This is a genomic window from Paenibacillus alkalitolerans (genome assembly GCF_016482785.1).
Taxonomy (GTDB): Bacteria; Bacillota; Bacilli; order Paenibacillales; family YIM-B00363; genus Paenibacillus_AE; species Paenibacillus_AE alkalitolerans.
In genome coordinates this window covers 49,231-69,026 of the sequence record NZ_JAEMXM010000029.1, presented here as the reverse complement: position 1 = coordinate 69,026, position 19,796 = coordinate 49,231, and the positions used below count along the sequence as shown (strand labels likewise).

The following is a 19,796-nucleotide window of genomic DNA, read 5'->3' as shown; positions in this document are numbered from 1 at the left end:
CTCCTGTTCCACAGTGAAACACCATGATTCACGGATGAACCACATCCTGCTGAAACGCCGTGTATAGTCTAGAACAAAGAGGGCTGTCCCCTAGTCATCGACGACTATTAGGACAGCCCCAACTTCTCCTTAATGTTCCACGAACAACAAGATTTATCTTCTTTTTTCTACAGAAACCGATTTCGCATGCACGGGAAGTATGACGGTAAATGTCGTTCCGTGTCCGATCTGGCTTCGCGCCGATACCGTACCGCCATGTGCGTCTACGATATTTTTTACTATTGCGAGACCGAGTCCCGTTCCGCTCGTAGAAGAGGCGCGGGTTCGGGCTTTATCCGCCTTGTAAAACCGTTCGAATATATACGGCAAATCTTCCGGCGGTATGCCGTATCCTTGATCTTCGACTTCGATGCGAACCGCTTCGTCGCCTCCGTTGCTCGTACGTTGAGCACGAACGACGATTTCCTTTCCTGCCGGCGTATGGCGGAACGCGTTGTCCAGCAGATTGGTCAGCACCTGCTCCAACCTGTCCTCGTCCGCCGATTCCAGCCGTAGAGCCCCCTCCACTGAAGGGACTTCAAGGCGAAGCGCCACGCTTTGCTCTCTTGAAAGCGCGGAAAACTTGCGGTGTACGCGCTGCACAAGCGGAAGCAAGTCCGTCTCGGTCGCGTTCATCTCAAGACGCCCCGCTTCCATGCGCGCCAAGTCGAGCAAATCCTGAACAAGGCGGCCCATCCGAAGCGACTCCTCATAAATGACTTGCGCCAGCTCGCGTCTTTCTTCCGCCGACGAAGCGATGTCGTCCAGCAGCGCCTCGCTGTATCCTTGCAGCATGGATAGAGGCGTGCGAAGCTCATGCGATACGTTGGCGACAAAGTCTTTGCGCAGCTTCTCCAATCGGTACTCTTCCGTGACGTCGCGCAGCACGGCCACGGCACCGCGCAGAATTCCGTGAGTGTACAACGGATCGACAACGACCGACCATACCTCGTTCCCGACATGAAGCCTTGTCACAACTTCTTTCTCTTCCGCAACGACCGTCCGGAACACGTCGTACAACGGTTCCGGGATGCGGCGCTGAACGGCCGGTTCCGCGCCGGCTTCCGTCGAGGCATCGGATAACAACCGTCCCCAGTCCTCGGCGATCGTCTCGCCGTGCGGGTTGCAAATAATGATGCGCCCGTCCGCGTCGAACGTAATAACGGCATCCGTCATCGAGCGCAAGATGCTGGCTAGATGCTCCTTCTCGTAATTCAGATCGCGGATCGTTCCGTCGAGCTTCTCGCCCATGTGGTTAAAAGCGCGCGCCAGCTCCCCGATTTCATCGTTCGAGCGGACTGCGACCCGCGTCCGGTATTCGCCCATCGTGATCATATCCGCGGCGCGTTTGAGCTGAAGCAGGGGCTGGGTGATTTTCGTAGAGAGAAAGAATGCGAAGAACGTCGTAAGCAGGAAACCGATGATGCAGGTGATGACGAACAACCGTTTCACTTCATATGAATTGTCTGCGAACGCCGCATCGATATACTCGAGCAAAAAAACGCCCAGAATCAATAAAACGACCGCGACAAGCGCGATGATGGTCGCCCACAGCTTCCCTACTACGCTTTTCCAAATCGAAGGCATGTTATCTCGGCACCTCTAGCTTGTACCCGACTCCCCACACCGTCGTAATCATGGCGGCCGCATCCGGGGAAACCTTGTTCAATTTCTCGCGAAGCCGCTTCACATGCGTGTCTACCGTCCGCAGGTCGCCGAAAAACTCGTAATTCCATACGTCTTTCAGCAGCTGTTCTCTTGAAAACACCTTATCCGGGGACACCGCAAGATAATGAAGCAGCTCGTATTCTTTCGGCGTCAGGCTTACCTCTTGTCCGCCGGCGGTCACCCGGTGCGCGTCATGCTCGATCATCAGGTTCGGAAACACGATATTGTTGCTCGAATGCTGCTCTTTGGAAAGAAAAGCGGTAGCGGACGACCTGCGCAATATCGCTTTCACCCGGTAAATGACCTCGCGCGGAGAGAACGGCTTCACGACGTAGTCGTCGACTCCGACTTCAAAGCCTTGAACACGGTTCGTTTCTTCCCCTTTCGCCGTCAGCATGATGACGGGGGTCGCCTTCGTTTGCCGCAGACGCGCGCAAACCTCCACTCCGTCGATACCCGGCAGCATGACGTCGAGCAGGATCAAATCGTAATCTTTCTCTTGCGCTTTCCGAAGCGCCGATTCTCCGTCTTCCGCTTCCTCAATGACGAAATGTTCCTTCTCCAAATACATGCGCAGCAATCTTCTGATTCGCTCCTCATCATCCACGACAAGAATCGTATGCAGTTGTTCCGTCATGAAGCTTCAACTCCTTTTCTCGATTCGATTTTGCAAATATCCGATACGTCAAGCACATCAAACGCCCGCGTAAGAATGCAATCCTGCGATGATCAGGTTTACCCCGATCAGCGTGAACATTACGACGACAAAGCCCATTACGGCCAACCATGCCGATCTGCGGCCGATCCAACCGCGTCCGAGCCGCAAATGCAAGTACGCGCTGTAGAACAACCATGTGACAAGCGCCCATACTTCTTTCGGATCCCAACCCCAGAACCGGTTCCAGGCCATATGCGCCCAAATCATGGCGAAGATAAGCGCTCCCAGCGTAAAGATCGGAAAGCCGATGGCAATGGCGCGGTAACATATTTCATCAAGATCCCCCGGATCGATGTCGCGCAGGATCGGGCTGATCGCCGCCCCGAGCGGTTTGCGCAGCGCCAATCGCAGTAAACCGTACATGCCCAAACCGAAAATAACCGACCAAATAAACGTGTTAAGCTTGCGGCCGGCATCGACGCCCTTCATCCATGCCGGTGCTTCCATCAAAGGCTTGGTTTGCCCGAGGAACGGATCCATCGAGACAAGCTCAAACCCGGCGGGTGACGTTATCGGAGGCAGGACGTATTCCACAGTCGTTTCCACGGTCTGCTCGACGCCGTTGTCGTTAACGACCTGCTCGCCGACGAACGACGCTTCATAACCGGCTCCGCGGAACGTAAACACCGCCGCCGCAAAGCCGACAACGACCAGCACGGCGAACAGCGTAAACTCCATCCACCGTTGTTGGCGCCGCTCTCTTTTCGTCCCCGCCTTATAATCGATCACACGCAGCAAGTACATCAAGCCCGCGGCGAAAGCGATCGCGAAGAACGCTTCCCCGGCGGCGGCGGTTGTTACGTGGATGTATAGCCAGACCGACTGCAGCGAAGGGATAAGCGGCTGCGCCTCCCACGGAAACACCATCGCATACGCCAACAGGATGAAAGCTACCGGCAGAGCGAACACGCCTACGAGAGGACCTTTGTAAATCAAATAAATGATAACAAACGCCATGACGGTCATCATGGATAAAAACGTGATAAATTCGAACAAATTGCTGACCGGAATATGCCCGATCCCGATCCAGCGCATAATGAAATAAACAAGATGCAGCCCCAGACCCGCCAGAGTGATCCCGAACGCGGCTCTCCCGTAGCGGCGCGTATGCTCCGCGGCGTCTTTCCCGCTCCACTGCCGGCCTGTAATGCTTAACACGTACGCAACGAACGCAATAATATACAAAAACAGCGCGATAACAAGCGCTGAGTTGCTGATCCCGAATAACATCAAGATCCTTTCACCTCTTCTTCCGATTTTGCCCGGACCGCGGATGCATCCAGTCCGGCCGCTTCCAGCAAGACGGCGGTTTCACGCCTCATGGCGTGCCAATGCTTGTTGGTGTGCGCGCCAAGCGTAAGGGAGTTCCCGTCGATACGCACCCATATTCTGCGATGCTGCCAATAAAACCCCATCACCAGCCCCAACATGCTGACGGCGCCGCCGATCAACAGATAGGGAACCGTCCGGTCCGACCGCACGGTCAAGATGCTCGTGAACGCAGCGATTTCTACGTCCTCCATGCCGTCCGCGGCGATGACCAGTTGTTTTCCCGCCCCGACCGCGGCGTTAATTTCATCCTGCCGGAATCGTTCCTTATCGATTTCACGGGGAAAGTACAAATACGTCGAGCCTTCCGGCGGCAGTCCCGGCCCGGTAATGAGAAAGATATATCCGGGCGCGTCCGGCTTTTCCGCCGACACGCTCGTCGGCTCGCCGCGCTCGTCGAGCGAGAATTCCGGATAGTAGTTATGGAGACGGAGCTTGTAGGGGCCAGCCTCATAAGCCAGCTCCGGGTTTCGCGTCAGCAGCGTAAACTGTCCGTACGATTTCCCGGACTCCTTATCCCGGAGATGCACCTTCACGCTGCGAATTTGCGGCGTATATTCGTAGCCGAACTGGTACACCGACAATCCGCGATATTCGAGCGGATCATTCACACGGATATCTCCCCGCGCCGCTTCTTCCAACACGGGATCGCTCGTCCCGCACCGGTCCGTACATTCATACAGCACGGTTTTCGTTTCGTAGAGCTTGGGCACCGCCCGTTCCTCTTCCCGGAATTTGCCGTTCAGCTCTTCTTTATCGTAAAACTCCACCGTGAAACGTTCGTTTTTCACATAATAGTTCGTGCCGCGGACCGGCTCCGCTTCGCCCTCCAGCACGGACACATATTCCTCCAGCGTTAATCCGGGCAAGGAACGAATTAAGATGATGAGCAAAAAAATAATGAGGCCGACATGGTTCACATACGGACCCCACCGGCTCCAGCGGTTTTTTTCCCCTAAGACGCAGTCGCCTTCCCTCATAATGCGAAATCTCTGCTTCTTCAACTGCCGTTCGAACAAGTCGGCCCAGCTCGTCCCGTCTTCCGCCGGCCGCGAAGGCAGCGCCGCTTCGTACGTGATCTTCTGACGGCGTAAAAAATCAACCGTGCGGTTCGCTCTTTGTTTCTTTAACGCTTTATAAAGCGGTACGGCGCGGTCGATGGAAGCGATGACGATCGAAGCCCCGAGCATTACGATCAGAAGCTGAAACCACCAGGATGTATACGTTCGGCTGAGCCCGAGCCGGTAATACCATTCTCCTGCAGCGCCATACGTTTCTTTGTAATAGTTCAATCCCGGAGGAGAGAGAAACGCGCCCTCTTGAGGATAAACGGAGCCGACGGCCGCACCCAGCAGCGTAAGCACAATGAGCCATACGCCTACCTTCACCGAAGAGAAGAAGCTCCATATCAGGTCGAGCCAATCCTTGTCGGCTTTCTGAGAACGTCTGGGCGCGTTGTCGTACCGCATATCGAATTGTTCCGTATTTCCGTTCACGCGTCTCCTCCTTCCTCTCGTGTTGGCCGTGCGGCGATGCAATTTGGCGCTTCCATTATTTGTTCAATAGCTTCAATATTCGAGATTCTATATATCCTTCGGTCATCCCGCCTACCTTGATCTCCCGTATGACGCCTTCCGCATCGACGAAGAAGGTGGTCGGGTACGATCTGACTCCGTACCGGTCGCGCACCTCCAGTTCGGGATCCAGCAATACCGGGTATGACACTCCGAATCGATCGGTGAAATTTTTCACGCGGACAAGCGGCTTTTCGCCCAAGTTGACACCGAGAATAACGACGCCGTCCTCTTTATATTTCTCGTACATCCGCTGCAATGCGGGCGTTTCTTCCACACACGGGGGGCAAAAGGTTCCCCAAAAATTTATGACAAGGGGCTTGCCTTTCAATTTTGCAGGATCGTACGTTTGCTCGTCCAGTCCCGTCAACGAGAACGCCGGGACCTTCTGGCCGGTCTCCGGCGGTTTCGGATCGCCTTGAAACGCGCCGCCGGCGACCGTATATCCGGCTATGAGCAAAACAACGGCAAAGATCGCGATCTGCAGCCGTTTCTTCGAGCTTCCCATAACATCACCCTACACTATTATAACGAAAGGGAGAAAACTTGCTTCAATCCCCTTTATGAACATTATGTGTCACTTCGGCGGCCGCACGGCGCAGCTCTTCCACTTCATCCTTCGTCAAATGCCGGTGTTTGCCGCGCTGAAGCCCCTCGAGCAGCACCGGTCCGAACGATATGCGCTTCAGCTTTGTCAGCGGCGTATGGATCGCTTCGAACATGCGCCGCACTTGCCTGTTGCGTCCTTCGTGAATCGTGATGCGAACAACGGCAACGTTCTTCTCCGTGTCGACGTCGGCGTACTCCGCCTCGGCCGGCGCAGTCTTTCCGTCGTCCAATTGCACGCCCTGCTTCAGCTTGTCCAACAACGACCCGTGCGGAATCCCCTTCGTATAGGCAAGGTACGTCTTTGGGACATGATGACGCGGATGCATAAGCAAGTTGGCCAGCTCGCCGTCGTTCGTCAAGATGAGCAGGCCTTCGGTATCATAGTCAAGCCTTCCTACCGGATAAACCCGCTCTTTCACGCCCTTCATATAATCCATTACCGTTTGCCGGCCTTCCGGATCCTTCACGCTCGTAATAACGCCCTTCGGCTTATGAAACGCCAAATACACTTTTTTCTCCTGCGCGATCTTTTTGCCGTCAACCACAATCTCGTCCGCCGCCGGATCTACTTTAAAGCCGAGCTCCGTGACGGTCTTTTCGTTCACTTGAACTCGGCCAAGTTGAATAATCTCTTCGCATTTGCGCCTTGATGCGATCCCCGCCGCGGCGAGCACTTTCTGCAGCCGTTCCATGTTTAACGTTCACCTCAAGCTAATGATACCCATCTGACATGGAAAGTACAAGTTCGGCCCACGGGAAGTGGCGACCCGGGCACGTCAACGTGTGGGGATGCATATGCTCGAACGATAAATGGTAAGCCTCGCACAAGCGCATTATCAATTTCGTGGCGATGAAAAGCTGCTCCTTCATCTGGTCGCCGGACACTTTTACCGAGAAATCGCCTTCCAGACATATGTGCAAATGATCAATTTCGGTCGGTTTGGCGGAAGGAATAATGGTGCCTTGGCGGGTGATGAGAAAGTCGAATCCCTTTCCGTTGATGGAGGGACAAGCGGAATGATGGATGGTGAAGCCCGTATACTGCAACCAAGTTCACCTCGCGGTACTTGTAAGTGTTACAGTATATGAGCCTTGTTCCCGGAGGGTTCGGGTGGATTCGTACGAAGCGGGATGTGGAGAAAAGGTTATGCAAACGCCAAATAGCAGATGATGACGGAAGCGAAGAAGCCGACGGCATCGGATACCAGCCCGACACGCAGCGCGTAACCGGCCTTGCGGATGCCGACGGCGCCGAAATATACCGTGATGACGTACAATGTTGTGTCCGTGCTCCCTTGAACGGTGGCCGCTATTTTCGCTATGAACGAATCCGGTCCGAACTGCTTGATCAGATCCGTCGTGTAGGCGAGCGAGCCGGCGCCGGTAATCGGGCGGAGTATGCCGAGCGGAATCACTTCCGGCGGAATGCCGAGCGGCACAAATAGGGGCTTCAATGCGCCGATCAACATATCCATCGCACCCGAAGCCCGAAAGATCGAAATCGCCGTCATCATGCCGACGAGATGGGGGATGATTCGTATCGCGGTGTCGAATCCGTCTTTCGCTCCGTCCGTGAAAGATTCGTAGACGGGAACTTTTTTGAAAGCGGCATACAGTGGAATAAAGACAATGAGCACGGGAATCGCCCAAGCGGAAATCGTATTGATGATGCTCGACATCGGATTCACTCCCCCCTGCTCGGCGAATGTGTTACGGCGGGGACCGCCGTTGGTGCCACTTGTCCAACGCAATGGCGGCCAATAAAGCAACAGCGGTTGCGGCCAACGTTGTGCCGACGATATCGGTCGGATTGGCAGAGTTAAAATTCATGCGGATCGCAATCAGCGTCGTAGGAATCAACGTAATGCTCGCGGTGTTGACGGCCAACAGCGTACACATCGCGGCGCTCGCCTTCTCTTTATCGGCGTTCAGCTTCTGCAGCTCCTGCATCGCTTTGATGCCGGCCGGCGTGGCGGCGTTGCCCAAGCCGAGCAAGTTCGCGCTCATATTCGACAGGATGTAGCCGAATGCGGGATGATCTTTGGGCACGCTCGGAAACAAATAGCGTACGATCGGATTCAGCAGCTTGGCCAGCTTCCGCAATAGCCCGGCGTCCTCCGCAATGCGCATAATACCGAGCCAAAATACAAGCACGCTGATCAAGCCGAAACAGACCGCGACGCCTGTCTTCGCGCCTTCGAACGCCGCTTCCGTCACCGCTTCGACCTTGCCGTTCACGATGGCAACGGCAAAGCCCGCCACGATGAACAGCAGCCAAATCCAATTGACCATCGGCCTTACCCCTCTTTCATTACTCCGGTGAACAAGCCTCTAAGGAGTTTTGCGAAAATTTCAGTCAACTTGTAATCGTTCCGTTCGTACTTCGTGAAGCGGAATACGGTGCGTTCCTGAACGGCCAGCCTCCTGCTTCCCGCTTCATATAAAGGCAAGGAGGCGATCATTTCACCCCGCAAGTACAATTCAAGCTTTCCGCGCTGCCCGAGACGGTAATCGGCCGTGCTCCGGTCGGTGATCGCGATCTTCTTCCTCAGCTGCGCCGCTTCGCCTTCCGCCAGCGGGTACTCCAGCGTTCGCGCCGCCACAAAATCCGGCTGCTGCACTAATTCTCCCTTCCTCACAATCGTTGTCAAAGGGTAGTTGGCGAATGCGTAGTCCAGAAGTTCCCGGTGGTCGATCCAGTCGTCCCGGTCGTTCAACGTGACGACGGCGAATTGCTGGCCGTTGCGGGTGGCGGATGAAATCAACGTTCTTTGGGCCAATGCCGTATACCCTGTTTTCACTCCGTCGGCTCCTTCGTACATTGAGAGCATTTTGTTTTTGTTACGCCATTTGTAATGCCATTTTTCGTTCGGATTCGGGGCGGTCTTGACTTTCGTCTTAACGATTTCTTGAAACACCGGGTTTTTTAGCGCGTAGGCGGTCAAAATCGCCATATCGTTAGCTGACGAATAATGCCCCTCCTCGTCGAGGCCGTGCGGGTTTTTAAAGCTCGAATTTTTCATTCCAAGCAGCCGCGCCTTCTCGTTCATGAGAAACGCGAACCCCTCGACCGAACCGCCGACATGCTCCGCGATCGCCGTTGCCGCGTCGTTGCCGGAACGCAGCATCAGCCCGTACAGCATATTGTGCAAAGTCATCTCTTCGCCAAGGTGCAGAAAGAGTGACGATCCTTCTTTCCCGAAAGCGCGGTGGCTCACCTTGACCGTGTCGGTCAACGTCCCGTTTTCGATCGCCACGATCGCGGTCATAACTTTCGTCAAGGAAGCGATTCTCATCGGTTTGTCACCGTTTTCCTGAAAAACTATGCGATTAGATTTTACGTCGATGACGGCCGACGCTGCCGCATTCGTCGTTATCGGAGGCGGCTCGGCGGCTGCGGGCTTCGAGGCAGGCCCAAGTATGCCGGTCAACGCGATGACGGCGGCAAGAACGGATGTGAGCAGACGGGGACGGAATAGTTGGTTCATCGTGACCTCCCGGGAGGATCATGTTTGACCGGTTTACCAGTTGTCCGGTTTGTACATGTATATGCTTATCCACCCCGGTTATGAAAAAAATAAGCCGCCGCGGAAGGTGCTTCCGCTGCAGCTTTACAGCAATCAATTCGGCTACTTAAGAGGGGTATAAAAATTTTGCGTATAATACGGTTTTCCGTCGGACGCGAACGCTACGCCGACGCCGAGACGCGCATAATCGCCCAGTATATTCACGCGGTGTCCCTTCGAGTTCATCCAAGCTTCATGTGCGAAGATTGCGCTTGTCTGCCCTGCGGCGATGTTTTCCGCGGCGGCGCTGAAAGCGATGCCGTCGGCCTCCATTCGCCTAAACGGATCTGCTCCGCTTTGATTCGTATGGCTAAAGTAATTGTTGCTCGCCATATCCGCGCTGTGCTTGCGCGCGGTCGCCGCTATATCGCCGTCCCAGACGAACGGTTTCAGCCCCCGCTTCACTCTCGCCGTGTTCGCCAAATCGAGCGATTGGCGCTCAAAGCTTTGTCGAAGCGCGCTTGAAGGGTTGGAAGCGTAAAACGCTCTGAACGACTGCTCCATCGAGGCGTCGACCGCTTGAACCGCGGATATTTTGCCGCCGTCGTGAACGTCGTAATACACGGTGACGTAAGCGCCGTCCTTTTCAAACGTATTGCGCTCTCCGCCGTCATTCAACATCATGCGGGTATTGCCTTTCAAGATGTAGCTCAACGGTTTCCCTAACGCGTTCCCAGCGTCCTTCGCGGCATTGGAGGCCGTTAAGCCGCCTATCGACCAGTTCGAACCGTTGGCGTAGATCGCCGCAACCGTTCCGTCCGACATGCCGAACATCGCGAAATTCCGGTAATCTTGATTGTATACATACCAGGTGAAGCCGTATTCGCTGGCATCTTTGCGCGCCGGCGCTCCCATCGCTTTTATCAGCTTCGCTTCGGAATCGCCGAGGGATATTCCCGCAGCGGAAAACGCGTTGGAGGACACTTCCGCCTGCGCTTCGTGAAGCGTCAATCCCGCCGACACGATATTCCGCACAATTTGAACGGCTTCCGCTCTCGTTACGGTGTCATCCGCGCCGAACCCTCCCGTCCCTTTCCCTTTCGCCAGGCCCTGCCCCAGAACATACACTACGGCATCCTGCGTCCCGAGCAGCTCTCCTTGCGTTGCCGCCGCGATCCGGGCAATGTGCCCGCGGGATGCGGGCTTGCCGGCTCTGCTCGTCGCAACGGGCCAGTTCATGGCTGCCGCGGCGTTATAGTAAGACTCGTACCAGTAAGCCCCCGTGCTTGCATCAACATTCCGCTCGGGAAACGCACGGTACAGCATCGCCAAAAACTGCGCTTCCGTCACGCTGCCGCCCGGCCGGAACGTACCGTCGGGGAATCCTTGCACAATGTTTCTCTGCGCGCCCCACGAAATCGTATCTTCGGCCCAATGCCCTTTTGTATCTGAAAAAGACTCCACATGTTCATGATCCGCCGACAAAACCGGAGCCCAGTTCCAAATAACTCCGCTAAAAGCCGTTGCCAAGCAAACAAACGCGACGAACGCCGAGTGTCTCATTCTGCTGTCCTCCCATACCTTGATTGTTACAGTATAATTGGACAACTTCGCCATGAGAACCGTCTTGGCGAATATGCCAAAAGTTACATTTTCAGAGGCGGCTGACAAGGGTATGGACTTTAGGGTCAATTTTTGCACGTATTTCACACGATAGGGCCAAAAATTGACCCTATCATCCTTTTCTCGGCGGAAGAGCCGCTCTCACGAAAAAAGGCCGCCCTCTTAGGCGACCTCTCGATTATGCTCGATTACGTCGGATTTGCGGCAGTCGGCGAAGGCGTTCCGGTCGGGATGCCCTCCATCGGCGAGGCTAGCGTAACGTCATCAAACTGAGCGTCCGCCTTATCCTGCGCATTTCCGGTGAATAAGCCTTGAATTTTATCGACGATGCCCGGTGCGGAATCGATTAAGCGTTCAAACAGCCGCGACGGGTGATCCAGCGGTACGACTTTCACCCCATGCGGTCCCACGACAAGAAACGCGATTGGCGTAATGGAAACGCCGCCGCCGCTTCCGCCGCCGAACGGCAATGCGACCGATGCGCTCCCGGGAGATTCGAACCGCGCGGTTGTCCCGGTATCCCGGCGATTGTCGTCGGTCTTCGCCTGCTGCAAAAACTCGCTTCCCCCCGCGGCAAAACCGAATCCGACTTTGCTGATCGGCAGAACGACCGTGCCGTCGGGCGTTTCGACCGGGTCCCCTACGATCGTGTTCGCGTCCACCATTTCCCTCAAATTTTCCATCGCCGTACGCATTAGTCCCTGTATCGGATGTTCGCTCATGCATGTTCCTCCTTAACGAAAAAAATTCCTTCATGCATTTAACTTGTCCGTCAGAAGAAACTGTTATGTATAGGAGAACAATGTAAGTTCCAAATGTTCTCCATCTTATACTTCCTGTGCAGCAAAATAGTCCTTTGAAAGCGAACGGTATCAGTGCATAAAGCGTATTAAACGCGAGTCAACGCTCGACGGTCGTCGGCTTGCGGCGGTTGTTCCATCCAATGATGGTTTATCATGATGTTTGCCCCGTCCTCTGCGTATTTTTGGGTTTCCGTAATGATTCGTTGATACTGCAGCGCCAAGTCCCTTCTCATACAAACCGCCATGCCCGCTCCATAAAATCCTATGGCGGTATTGACCAATAGCAGTGCATGAAACAATATTAACTTATCGGAAAAAGGTTGTATTTGAGAATTGGTCACTTCCGATTCCCAACGTTTCGGTGAGGGTAAGTCGTTTTCGTTTAAGATGGAGCTAAACACCTCTATATGCTTGGAAGTGATTTCGACGCCCCGCTTCATATAATCCCTGACCTCTTGGGACTTCGCGACTTGACTGAATCCCATCTGTAAAGTCCTGCTTATGATGTCTTTTTTCAAATTAAAAAAAATGTTGCTCACTTCGATCGCGTTTAGCGGCCTGCGGTCACCGAACCAACCGCTTAGAAACGATTGTTTCTTCACAAAATCGGCATTCGAGGGTGTTGAAATGTAGGGAGGTCTGGAAAAAAGCCCTTTGGACAACAATACTTCAATGGTCAAATTGTAAAGGTCAACCGACGAGGCATTGGTTTTTGTGTAATACTCGCGAATGTCGGAACGGGTGGAAGTTGTCAAAGCGACATTATATCCCGTCAGACCGTGAGCGGTCATTATGTGAAGGTACTTTAACCAAAAGGAATCTGAAAATAAACGCGGTGCCGAAAGGTCCACATCGTTATCTGTAAATCCAAAAGGAACAGGAAAATGTTCTTCCTTGAAAATGCCGGTAATGGTTTGGATATGAGTTTCCGCTAAACGTAACGCGTGCTCGAAAACTTGTTTTATTTGCGTATCTTCAACCTTATTCAACACATGCTTCATAACGCAAATTGCCATCGTATCATTCAAGTATGAAGTCCAAAGGCTGGCCATTTCAGGTGATGTTAATCTTACTTGGTGTTCCGTTTCATTCTCCGCACTATTCATAACGTTTAGGTATACCTCCTCTTTCCCGGCGATTTAAATATACTTTGCCCCGATTACACCTAAAGATTGCTAATTTCCCGCCTTCCAATATGTGTTTAAAGCTTTAACATATGAGCTTCAAGGCGACGGCTTCGATTTAAACGGTTTACGGAACACGATTTGTCTCCATTCTTTCCATCCGCCTCCGTTCCGGAAAATTCGTACGATAAGCATCGCTGCCGCCTGAAGTAAACGAAACACCCGAACATGCAGGTGAAGCTCCGCCTCCGTTCGAAAGCCGATTTCGTTGAAGTCGGGGTCTACCGCCAATTCCGGCCGGGTTTCCAGCTTGAACAGCCGCAATAACTGCGCGAGCAAAGTGCTTTTCATGCTCCATACGATACCCGCGGTGACTGCCGTTTCAGGCGCTTCTCCCAGTCCGAACCGGGTTTTCCACCGGACTTTAACGACATGAAAGTGGCTGAGCGTGTCGGTCACCCACTCCGTATAGTTTGACACGCTTCTGACAATATCCCGAAATCTTCGGACAAGCCGTGCGACGTCTTCTCGTGTAATCATTTGGTCGGTCGGCGACGTTCCCGGCGCATGGGGTTTATGCACGCGCAAAGCGATGCCCGCGAATAACCCCTTCAGCCGGACGGCGGGAACGCGGTAGCGCAGTTTGACAAGACCGAACAACAGGGCAACATTCGCGAATACCTCGTCGTTCTCGGCTTCTCTTATGTATTTAACCCGGATGTCGACACGGGAAACCAATACGGCAATGATTATAAGCATGAACACCGCTAAAAGGATCCACCAAAACATAAAACACCCTCCGTTCCCAATACATTACATTCTAGTATCGGTCCGAAGGGTGTTCTTCATGCGTTTGACTCCGGCGCGTCAACCGGATCCGGCGGCGAGGATTCGCCGACATCGTCTATCGTCAGCTGCTTTTCCTCCAGCTTCTGGAACAACATGCGGGTTTCCGCTTCCAAATCGATTTCTCCGGTCATCTGCTCCGCATCCGGGAGATCGCCAAGTCCGGACAACCCGAAGTATTGCAAAAACTGCTTTGTCGTTTCGTAGAGAATCGGCCTGCCCACAGCTTCCGCGCGCCCCGCTTCATGAATAAGCTCTTTAGCGACAAGCGTTTGTAAGGCCCGGTCGGATTTGACGCCGCGAAGCTCGTCGATCTCGATTCGCGTGATCGGCTGGCGGTATGCCACGATGGCAAGCGTCTCAAGAGCAGCCTGCGAAAGCGTGCCCCTGGAAGGCGCTTGCGCGAGCTTGGCGAAATAAGGGGCGTGCTCCGGATTCGTGGTAAGCTGATACGCGCCGGCGACCTTCGCAATGCGAAATCCGCGCTTTTCGCGCACGAATTGCTCCGCGATTTCCTCGATCGCCTCCTCGGCGACCCGCCAGTCCAATTCAAGCACGTCGGCAATTTCACGGACATCAAGGCCTTCGTCCCCCGCCGCGAACAACAGTCCCTCAATGATCGATTTCCACTCGTTCCAGCTCGTCTTCATCGATATCTCCCCCCTCCTTCGCCTGGATCACGATGTCCTCGAACACACGGTGCTGATAGCACGAAATTTTCTTCATCTTCATCAGCTCAAGCAGGGCCAAGAACGAAACGACGAGCTCGTCCCGCGTCGACGTTTCGTCGAACAGCCGCGAGAACAAGATGCGTCCGCCTGAGCCATGCAGCAACCCCATAACGTCCCGCATCCGGTCTTTCACCGACACTTCGTCCCGCCGGATTTTCGCCACGACGTTGCGATTGGCGGCCCGGCGCAGCGCTTTGCGGAAGGCGAGCAGCAAATCGAACGTATCCAGACCTTCCACGGGGGACGGTTTTTCCGCTTCCGCGGCGTAAGGGGCGAGATCGTGAGGTTCCCGCGTGTAAACAAGGCTTTGATTAAGCTCCTTTTCCCTCAAATGCTCGGCTATCGCTTTATATTTCCGGTACTCGATCAGCTTGTGCACAAGCTCTTCCAGCGAATCGCCCGTATTCTCTTCCCAGTCGGAGTCGATTTCGACGACGGGAGGCTTGGGCAGGAGCATCTTGCTTTTGATCGCAAGCAAAGTGGCCGCCATCACAAGGAATTCGCTCGCGACCTCCAATTCGAGCTCTTCCATGATGGCGACGTATTCCAAGTACTGATCGGTAATTTCGCTAATCGGTATATTCGTAATGTCCACTTCCGCCTTGTCGATGAGGTGCAGCAGCAAATCGAGCGGCCCTTCGAACGACGGCAGTTTGTACGTGACGGTCATCGGACTTCATCATTTCCGTTTCGAAATTTTTAGGATTGGAACTGTTTTACTAAGTTTGCCATTTCGATGGCGGTTACGGCCGCTTCCCAACCTTTGTTTCCGGCTTTCGTTCCCGCGCGTTCCACCGCTTGCTCGATCGAGTCCGTCGTTAGCACGCCGAAGATCGTAGGCACGCCAGTTTTTAACGAAATGGCGGCGACTCCCTTGGAAACTTCGCTGCACACGTAATCGAAATGCGGCGTCGACCCTCGGATGACCGCGCCTAGTGTAATGACCGCGTCGTAACGGCCGCTCTCGGCCATCTTCTGGGCGATGAGCGGAATTTCGAATGCGCCCGGAACCCAAGCCACGCTGATTTCGTCTTCGGCCGCGCCGTGGCGCTTCAGCGCATCAAGCGCGCCGCTTAGCAGCCTGGAGGAAATAAATTCGTTAAAGCGTCCTGCGACGATTCCGTACTTCAGTCCTTGCGTAACGAGATGTCCTTCGTAAATATGAGGCATGTTCATTCTCTCCCTTATTCGTTCGATCCGATTTTTTGTTTGAGCTCCGCTTCGTCCGAAAATTGCAGCAAGTGTCCGAGCTTCGCCTTTTTTGTGCGCAAATATGTTTTATTGTCCTCGTTCTCGTTCATTTGCAACGGCACACGCTCTTGGATCGTGAGGCCGTAGCCTTCGAGACCGGCAATTTTCCGCGGATTGTTTGTAAGCAGCCGGATGCTCCGCACGCCCAAATCTTTCAAAATTTGCGCTCCGATGCCGTAATCGCGAAGATCGGGCGCAAACCCCAGTTTAATATTCGCGTCGACGGTGTCCAATCCCTGCTCTTGGAGCTCGTAAGCTTTCAATTTATTGATCAAACCTATGCCGCGCCCCTCTTGACGCATGTACAGCAGCACGCCGGACCCGTTGTCCTCAATCGCTTTGAGCGCCGCCGTAAGCTGGAGACCGCAATCGCACCGGTGCGAGTGGAACACGTCGCCGGTCAGGCACTCGGAGTGTACGCGCACAAGCGTCGGCCGCTCCGGGTCGATTTTCCCTTTCACCAGCGCCACATGCTCTTTATTGTCGATTTCGTTCGTGTAGGCTATCGCCCGGAATGTCCCGAAGTCGGTCGGCATGTTCACTTCCACTTCGCGGCGGACGAGCTTTTCCTTCTCGTTCCGGTAACGGATGAGATTTTCAATCGTGATCAGCTTGAGGTTGTGCTTTATCGCGATTTCTTTCAAATCCGGGACCCGCGCCATCGAGCCGTCTTCCTTAATGACCTCGCAGATCACAGCCGCCGGATAGCTGCCGCACATGCGCGCCAAATCGACCGCCGCTTCCGTATGGCCTGCGCGCCGGAGCACTCCGCCTTTCTTCGCGATTAGCGGGAAGATGTGTCCCGGGCGGCGAAACTCTTGAGGCTTCGTTCGGGAATCGATCATCGCCTGCACCGTGTGCGACCTTTCGTGTGCGGAAATGCCGGTCGACGTGGAAACATGGTCGATGGAGACCGTAAAGGCGGTCCCGTGGTAATCGGTGTTTTTCGTCACCATAGGCGGCAAATCAAGCTCTTTCGCACGCTCCTCGGTGATCGGCACGCATACGAGTCCGCGGCCCTCTTTTATCATGAAATTGATAACCTCAGGCGTCGCTTTCTCCGCAAGGGCGATAAAATCGCCTTCGTTCTCCCTGTTCTCGTCGTCGACGACAATGACCGGCTTGCCGAGGATCAAGTCGTAAATGGCGGATTCAATCGTATCGAACTCCACGTTATCATGAGAATTATTCGATTGTGTCATCGGCTTCCCTCCGTTCTTCTTATATAAATCCGTTATCTCTAAGAAAATGTTCAGATAAAGCCGGCTTCCCGCTGATTCCGCGACCTGTTTCCGCACGGGTCCAGGAGAGCAAATGTTCTACATATTTTCCGATAATGTCGGTTTCCAGGTTCACTTGATGTCCAGGCTGCTTGTGCTGCAGTATCGTTTCCGAGAGCGTGTGCGGGATGATGGAGACGCGGAACGCCGTCTCGGACGTATCGACGACCGTCAGCGATATGCCGTCTATGGCGATCGAGCCTTTCGCGATAATGTACCGGAACAGCTCCGGATCGTGCGGCTCAATGGTGAAGTAGACGGCGTTATCTTTCGCCTCTCTGCCGCGGATAACGCCGGTTCCGTCCACATGCCCTTGCATGATGTGGCCTCCGAAGCGGGTGTCCGCTCGCATGGCGCGTTCGAGATTTACGGCGTCTCCCGGTTTCAAGCGGGATAGCGTCGTACTTCGGTACGTCTCCGGCATGACGTCCATGGAGACGGAGGAAGCGTCATACCGGATCGCCGTCAGGCATACGCCGTTAACGGAGATGCTGTCTCCGATTTGGACGCCTTGAAGTATTTTGCCGGCGGCGATCGTCAGAACGAGCGCTTCGCCTTGTCTGCTTACGCTTCTCAGCGTGCCTGTTTCTTCAATGAGTCCGGTGAACATACGTGCTACTCACCTCTCCTTCCATACGCGGGATAACCGGCGATCAGCACGTTGTCGCCGAACGTTTGGAAGCTGACGCGTTCCAAAGTTACGGCGTCGGCCATGCGGTTTACGCCGGGAAAGCTGAAGTTGGCGGGTCCGCCCTCGCCGGCGATTTTCGGCGCGACAAAGGCGTACACCTTGTCGACCAGCCGCTCGGCGAGCAGCGCGCCGCTTAATGTTCCTCCGCCTTCGACCAGGACGGAGGCGATGTTACGCTTGCCCAGCTCGCGCAGGGCAAGCGCAAGGTCGACGCGCGGCCCCGGGCCGCAGTCGACGATTTCCGCGCCGCGCTGCGCGAGCGCGGCTCTTGCGGCGGCCGGAGCGGCGGCCGTCGTACAGATCAGCGCGGACGGCAGGCCGTCCCCGCGCGGTTCAAGCGCCGCCGCACCGGGCGGCGTGCGCAGCTGCGAGTCGACGATGACTCGCAGCGGGTCGCGCGACGGCACGCTCAGCCGGGCCGTCAAGCGCGGATCGTCGGCCAACACGGTGCCGACGCCGGCCATGATCGCCCCGTACCGGTGGCGAAGGCCGTGCACGAACGAGCGGGACTGCTCGTTCGTAATCCAGCGGCTGTCGCCGGTCGGCGCGGCGATGCGGCCGTCCAGCGTGCCGGCCGTCTTCACGGCGAGGAAAGGACGGCCGGCGGCAATCGTGTGGAAGAACACTTCGTTCAATTCCGCCGCCTCCCGCTCCAGCACGCCGACCGTCACCGCTATGCCGTGCTCCCGTAAACGGGCGATTCCCTGCCCGCCCACAAGCGGGTTAGGGTCCGACGAAGCCACGACGACGCGCGCCACCTTCTCCCGCACGAGCCGGTCGGCGCACGGAGGCGTACGCCCGTGGTGGCTGCAAGGCTCAAGCGTCACATACACGGTGCTGCCTTCCGCATCGGCGCCGGCCATATTTAGCGCATGAACCTCCGCGTGCGCCTCTCCTTGCCGCAAATGAGCGCCCATCCCGACGATCCGACCGTCTTTCACCACGACACAGCCGACGGACGGATTGGACCCGGTTTGTCCGAGCGTCGCTCTGGCCAACTCGATTGCCGTTCGCATATACGACTCATCCGTGTACTCCATATCTCTCCCTCCGTTCAAACCATTCGCATCGCATGCAAAGGAAAATATTTTCCGCTGCATTCAGCCGACCGCCGGAACAATACAGCAACAAAAAAAGCGCCCACAACGGGGCGCCTGGTTACGTCAACGCAAAACCAACGGTGTTTGGATGTGAAAAAATGCACAAACCAATACCGTTTAGCGTGAAACGACGCAGTACGCATGACGAAACAAGCCTCGAATATGAGGATAATCATGGACATACGCGTTCCTTGCGTTTCCTTCTCCCATCCAGACTATACTGTCGGTCTCGGAGTTTCACCGAGTCCACCGTCTTTACGCCTAAGCGAAAAGCCGGGTCACGGACTGAGTGCGTAAAACCGTGAACCGTTGTTCGCGGTTTCTCCGCCCATCACCGCCGGTCGGGAATTTCACCCCGCCCCGAAGGAAAATAAATTTTCTAGTAAGTATACAACCTTTATCTCTTACTGTCTACTCTTCCACCACACGTACGGATTCCATGCGGTCGCGTCCTTTGAACTCGTCCACATGCTCCATGCCTTCGCTCACTTTGCCGAACACCGTATGAACGCCGTCCAAATGCGGCTGCGGTTTATAAACGACGTAGAACTGGCTTCCGCCCGTATTCGGACCCGCATGAGCCATCGCTATCGCGCCGCGTTCATGTTTGTTCGGGTTGATTTCGCAGTTGATCGTGTATCCCGGACCGCCGGCGCCTGTTCCCTTCGGACAACCGCCTTGAGCCACAAATCCCGGGATGACGCGGTGAAATGTGAGTCCGTCATAAAAACCGGAGTTTGCCAGCTTCTCGAAATTTGCCACCGTATTTGGAGCGTCTTTCTCGAACAGGTCGATCTTTACCTCTCCGCCGTCCGCCATTTTGATAATCGCTTGCTTTGCCATTTGCTCCACTCCTCGTTGTTTTCTGGAAAGATGGTTCTAGTTTACATATGATCTGAAGAAA

The 19,796-nt window shown here is 54.9% G+C and carries 21 protein-coding genes and 1 riboswitch; all 21 genes read right to left on the bottom strand.

Annotation, left to right across the window (positions count from 1 at the left end; genetic code table 11):
* Positions 1-153: 153 nt before the first annotated feature.
* A complete protein-coding gene (locus JET16_RS26905) occupies positions 154-1,626 on the bottom strand; it encodes a sensor histidine kinase (protein WP_199623179.1) in 1,473 nt (490 codons plus the stop codon).
* 1 nt (position 1,627) lies between these two features.
* Entirely contained in the window at positions 1,628-2,344 is a 717-nt protein-coding gene (locus JET16_RS26900) for a response regulator transcription factor (RefSeq protein ID WP_199623176.1), read from the bottom strand.
* Between the two features lie 57 nt (positions 2,345-2,401).
* The gene (gene ccsA / locus JET16_RS26895) at positions 2,402-3,658 is read right to left on the bottom strand and encodes a cytochrome c biogenesis protein CcsA (RefSeq protein ID WP_407673203.1); all 1,257 of its coding nucleotides are present in this window, start codon (positions 3,656-3,658) and stop codon (positions 2,402-2,404) included.
* Entirely contained in the window at positions 3,655-5,250 is a 1,596-nt protein-coding gene (gene resB / locus JET16_RS26890) for a cytochrome c biogenesis protein ResB (RefSeq protein ID WP_325176787.1), read from the bottom strand. Before resB ends, ccsA begins: the two co-directional genes overlap by 4 nt.
* A 55-nt stretch (positions 5,251-5,305) precedes the next feature.
* On the bottom strand, positions 5,306-5,836 hold the full coding sequence (locus JET16_RS26885; protein WP_199623173.1) for a TlpA disulfide reductase family protein: 531 nt from the start codon (positions 5,834-5,836) through the stop codon (positions 5,306-5,308).
* 43 nt (positions 5,837-5,879) lie between these two features.
* Positions 5,880-6,629 carry a pseudouridine synthase gene (locus JET16_RS26880; RefSeq protein WP_199623169.1) on the bottom strand — a complete coding sequence of 250 codons (750 nt, stop codon included), beginning with the start codon at positions 6,627-6,629 and terminating at the stop codon, positions 5,880-5,882.
* A 19-nt stretch (positions 6,630-6,648) separates the two neighbouring features.
* Entirely contained in the window at positions 6,649-6,984 is a 336-nt protein-coding gene (locus JET16_RS26875; protein ID WP_199623166.1) for a hypothetical protein, read from the bottom strand.
* A gap of 98 nt (positions 6,985-7,082) precedes the next feature.
* Positions 7,083-7,616 (bottom strand): spore maturation protein, encoded by a 534-nt coding sequence (locus JET16_RS26870; RefSeq protein ID WP_199623163.1) that lies wholly within the window; start codon positions 7,614-7,616, stop codon positions 7,083-7,085.
* A 31-nt stretch (positions 7,617-7,647) separates the two neighbouring features.
* Complete coding sequence (locus JET16_RS26865; protein ID WP_199623161.1) at positions 7,648-8,229, bottom strand: nucleoside recognition domain-containing protein; 582 nt, start codon at positions 8,227-8,229, stop codon at positions 7,648-7,650.
* 5 nt (positions 8,230-8,234) lie between these two features.
* Positions 8,235-9,425, bottom strand: a complete 1,191-nt coding sequence (locus tag JET16_RS26860) for a D-alanyl-D-alanine carboxypeptidase family protein (protein WP_199623158.1) — start codon at positions 9,423-9,425, stop codon at positions 8,235-8,237.
* 141 nt (positions 9,426-9,566) lie between these two features.
* Positions 9,567-11,006 carry a CAP-associated domain-containing protein gene (locus tag JET16_RS26855; protein WP_199623155.1) on the bottom strand — a complete coding sequence of 480 codons (1,440 nt, stop codon included), beginning with the start codon at positions 11,004-11,006 and terminating at the stop codon, positions 9,567-9,569.
* Positions 11,007-11,254: 248 nt separating this feature from the next.
* The gene (gene ytfJ / locus JET16_RS26850) at positions 11,255-11,788 is read right to left on the bottom strand and encodes a GerW family sporulation protein (protein WP_199623143.1); all 534 of its coding nucleotides are present in this window, start codon (positions 11,786-11,788) and stop codon (positions 11,255-11,257) included.
* Between the two features lie 167 nt (positions 11,789-11,955).
* Positions 11,956-12,975, bottom strand: coding sequence for a DUF3231 family protein (locus tag JET16_RS26845; protein WP_199623126.1), 1,020 nt, complete (start codon positions 12,973-12,975; stop codon positions 11,956-11,958).
* 117 nt (positions 12,976-13,092) lie between these two features.
* Complete coding sequence (locus tag JET16_RS26840; RefSeq protein WP_199623123.1) at positions 13,093-13,782, bottom strand: DUF2953 domain-containing protein; 690 nt, start codon at positions 13,780-13,782, stop codon at positions 13,093-13,095.
* A gap of 56 nt (positions 13,783-13,838) precedes the next feature.
* Positions 13,839-14,489, bottom strand: coding sequence for an SMC-Scp complex subunit ScpB (gene scpB, locus JET16_RS26835; RefSeq protein WP_199623111.1), 651 nt, complete (start codon positions 14,487-14,489; stop codon positions 13,839-13,841).
* Positions 14,452-15,240 carry a segregation and condensation protein A gene (locus JET16_RS26830; RefSeq protein ID WP_199623097.1) on the bottom strand — a complete coding sequence of 263 codons (789 nt, stop codon included), beginning with the start codon at positions 15,238-15,240 and terminating at the stop codon, positions 14,452-14,454. Before JET16_RS26830 ends, scpB begins: the two co-directional genes overlap by 38 nt.
* A gap of 29 nt (positions 15,241-15,269) precedes the next feature.
* Positions 15,270-15,740: a 6,7-dimethyl-8-ribityllumazine synthase gene (gene ribH, locus JET16_RS26825; protein ID WP_199623094.1), complete on the bottom strand. Its 471-nt coding sequence runs from the start codon at positions 15,738-15,740 to the stop codon at positions 15,270-15,272.
* A gap of 14 nt (positions 15,741-15,754) precedes the next feature.
* Positions 15,755-17,023, bottom strand: a complete 1,269-nt coding sequence (locus JET16_RS26820) for a bifunctional 3,4-dihydroxy-2-butanone-4-phosphate synthase/GTP cyclohydrolase II (protein ID WP_199623091.1) — start codon at positions 17,021-17,023, stop codon at positions 15,755-15,757.
* 19 nt (positions 17,024-17,042) lie between these two features.
* A complete protein-coding gene (ribE, locus tag JET16_RS26815) occupies positions 17,043-17,711 on the bottom strand; it encodes a riboflavin synthase (RefSeq protein WP_199623088.1) in 669 nt (222 codons plus the stop codon).
* A 5-nt stretch (positions 17,712-17,716) separates the two neighbouring features.
* The gene (gene ribD, locus JET16_RS26810) at positions 17,717-18,832 is read right to left on the bottom strand and encodes a bifunctional diaminohydroxyphosphoribosylaminopyrimidine deaminase/5-amino-6-(5-phosphoribosylamino)uracil reductase RibD (RefSeq protein WP_199623207.1); all 1,116 of its coding nucleotides are present in this window, start codon (positions 18,830-18,832) and stop codon (positions 17,717-17,719) included.
* Between the two features lie 254 nt (positions 18,833-19,086).
* Positions 19,087-19,264: riboswitch (FMN riboswitch) on the bottom strand.
* 39 nt (positions 19,265-19,303) lie between these two features.
* Positions 19,304-19,735: a peptidylprolyl isomerase gene (locus JET16_RS26805; protein WP_199623085.1), complete on the bottom strand. Its 432-nt coding sequence runs from the start codon at positions 19,733-19,735 to the stop codon at positions 19,304-19,306.
* Between the last annotated feature and the right edge of the window lie 61 nt (positions 19,736-19,796).

What these genes read in the sequence shown, in the direction of transcription:
- JET16_RS26820 (WP_199623091.1), bottom strand. Translation starts at nt 17,023, where the DNA reads ATGACACAATCGAATAATTCTCATGATAACGTGGAGTTCGATACGATT.
- JET16_RS26845 (WP_199623126.1), bottom strand. Translation starts at nt 12,975, where the DNA reads ATGAATAGTGCGGAGAATGAAACGGAACACCAAGTAAGATTAACATCA.
- JET16_RS26905 (WP_199623179.1), bottom strand. Translation starts at nt 1,626, where the DNA reads ATGCCTTCGATTTGGAAAAGCGTAGTAGGGAAGCTGTGGGCGACCATC.
- scpB (WP_199623111.1), bottom strand. Translation starts at nt 14,489, where the DNA reads ATGAAGACGAGCTGGAACGAGTGGAAATCGATCATTGAGGGACTGTTG.
- JET16_RS26805 (WP_199623085.1), bottom strand. Translation starts at nt 19,735, where the DNA reads ATGGCAAAGCAAGCGATTATCAAAATGGCGGACGGCGGAGAGGTAAAG.
- JET16_RS26840 (WP_199623123.1), bottom strand. Translation starts at nt 13,782, where the DNA reads ATGTTTTGGTGGATCCTTTTAGCGGTGTTCATGCTTATAATCATTGCC.
- JET16_RS26830 (WP_199623097.1), bottom strand. Translation starts at nt 15,240, where the DNA reads ATGACCGTCACGTACAAACTGCCGTCGTTCGAAGGGCCGCTCGATTTG.
- JET16_RS26865 (WP_199623161.1), bottom strand. Translation starts at nt 8,229, where the DNA reads ATGGTCAATTGGATTTGGCTGCTGTTCATCGTGGCGGGCTTTGCCGTT.
- JET16_RS26870 (WP_199623163.1), bottom strand. Translation starts at nt 7,616, where the DNA reads ATGTCGAGCATCATCAATACGATTTCCGCTTGGGCGATTCCCGTGCTC.
- JET16_RS26900 (WP_199623176.1), bottom strand. Translation starts at nt 2,344, where the DNA reads ATGACGGAACAACTGCATACGATTCTTGTCGTGGATGATGAGGAGCGA.
- JET16_RS26855 (WP_199623155.1), bottom strand. Translation starts at nt 11,006, where the DNA reads ATGAGACACTCGGCGTTCGTCGCGTTTGTTTGCTTGGCAACGGCTTTT.
- ytfJ (WP_199623143.1), bottom strand. Translation starts at nt 11,788, where the DNA reads ATGAGCGAACATCCGATACAGGGACTAATGCGTACGGCGATGGAAAAT.
- JET16_RS26860 (WP_199623158.1), bottom strand. Translation starts at nt 9,425, where the DNA reads ATGAACCAACTATTCCGTCCCCGTCTGCTCACATCCGTTCTTGCCGCC.
- JET16_RS26885 (WP_199623173.1), bottom strand. Translation starts at nt 5,836, where the DNA reads ATGGGAAGCTCGAAGAAACGGCTGCAGATCGCGATCTTTGCCGTTGTT.
- ribE (WP_199623088.1), bottom strand. Translation starts at nt 17,711, where the DNA reads ATGTTCACCGGACTCATTGAAGAAACAGGCACGCTGAGAAGCGTAAGC.
- ribD (WP_199623207.1), bottom strand. Translation starts at nt 18,832, where the DNA reads ATGGAGTACACGGATGAGTCGTATATGCGAACGGCAATCGAGTTGGCC.
- ribH (WP_199623094.1), bottom strand. Translation starts at nt 15,740, where the DNA reads ATGCCTCATATTTACGAAGGACATCTCGTTACGCAAGGACTGAAGTAC.
- JET16_RS26880 (WP_199623169.1), bottom strand. Translation starts at nt 6,629, where the DNA reads ATGGAACGGCTGCAGAAAGTGCTCGCCGCGGCGGGGATCGCATCAAGG.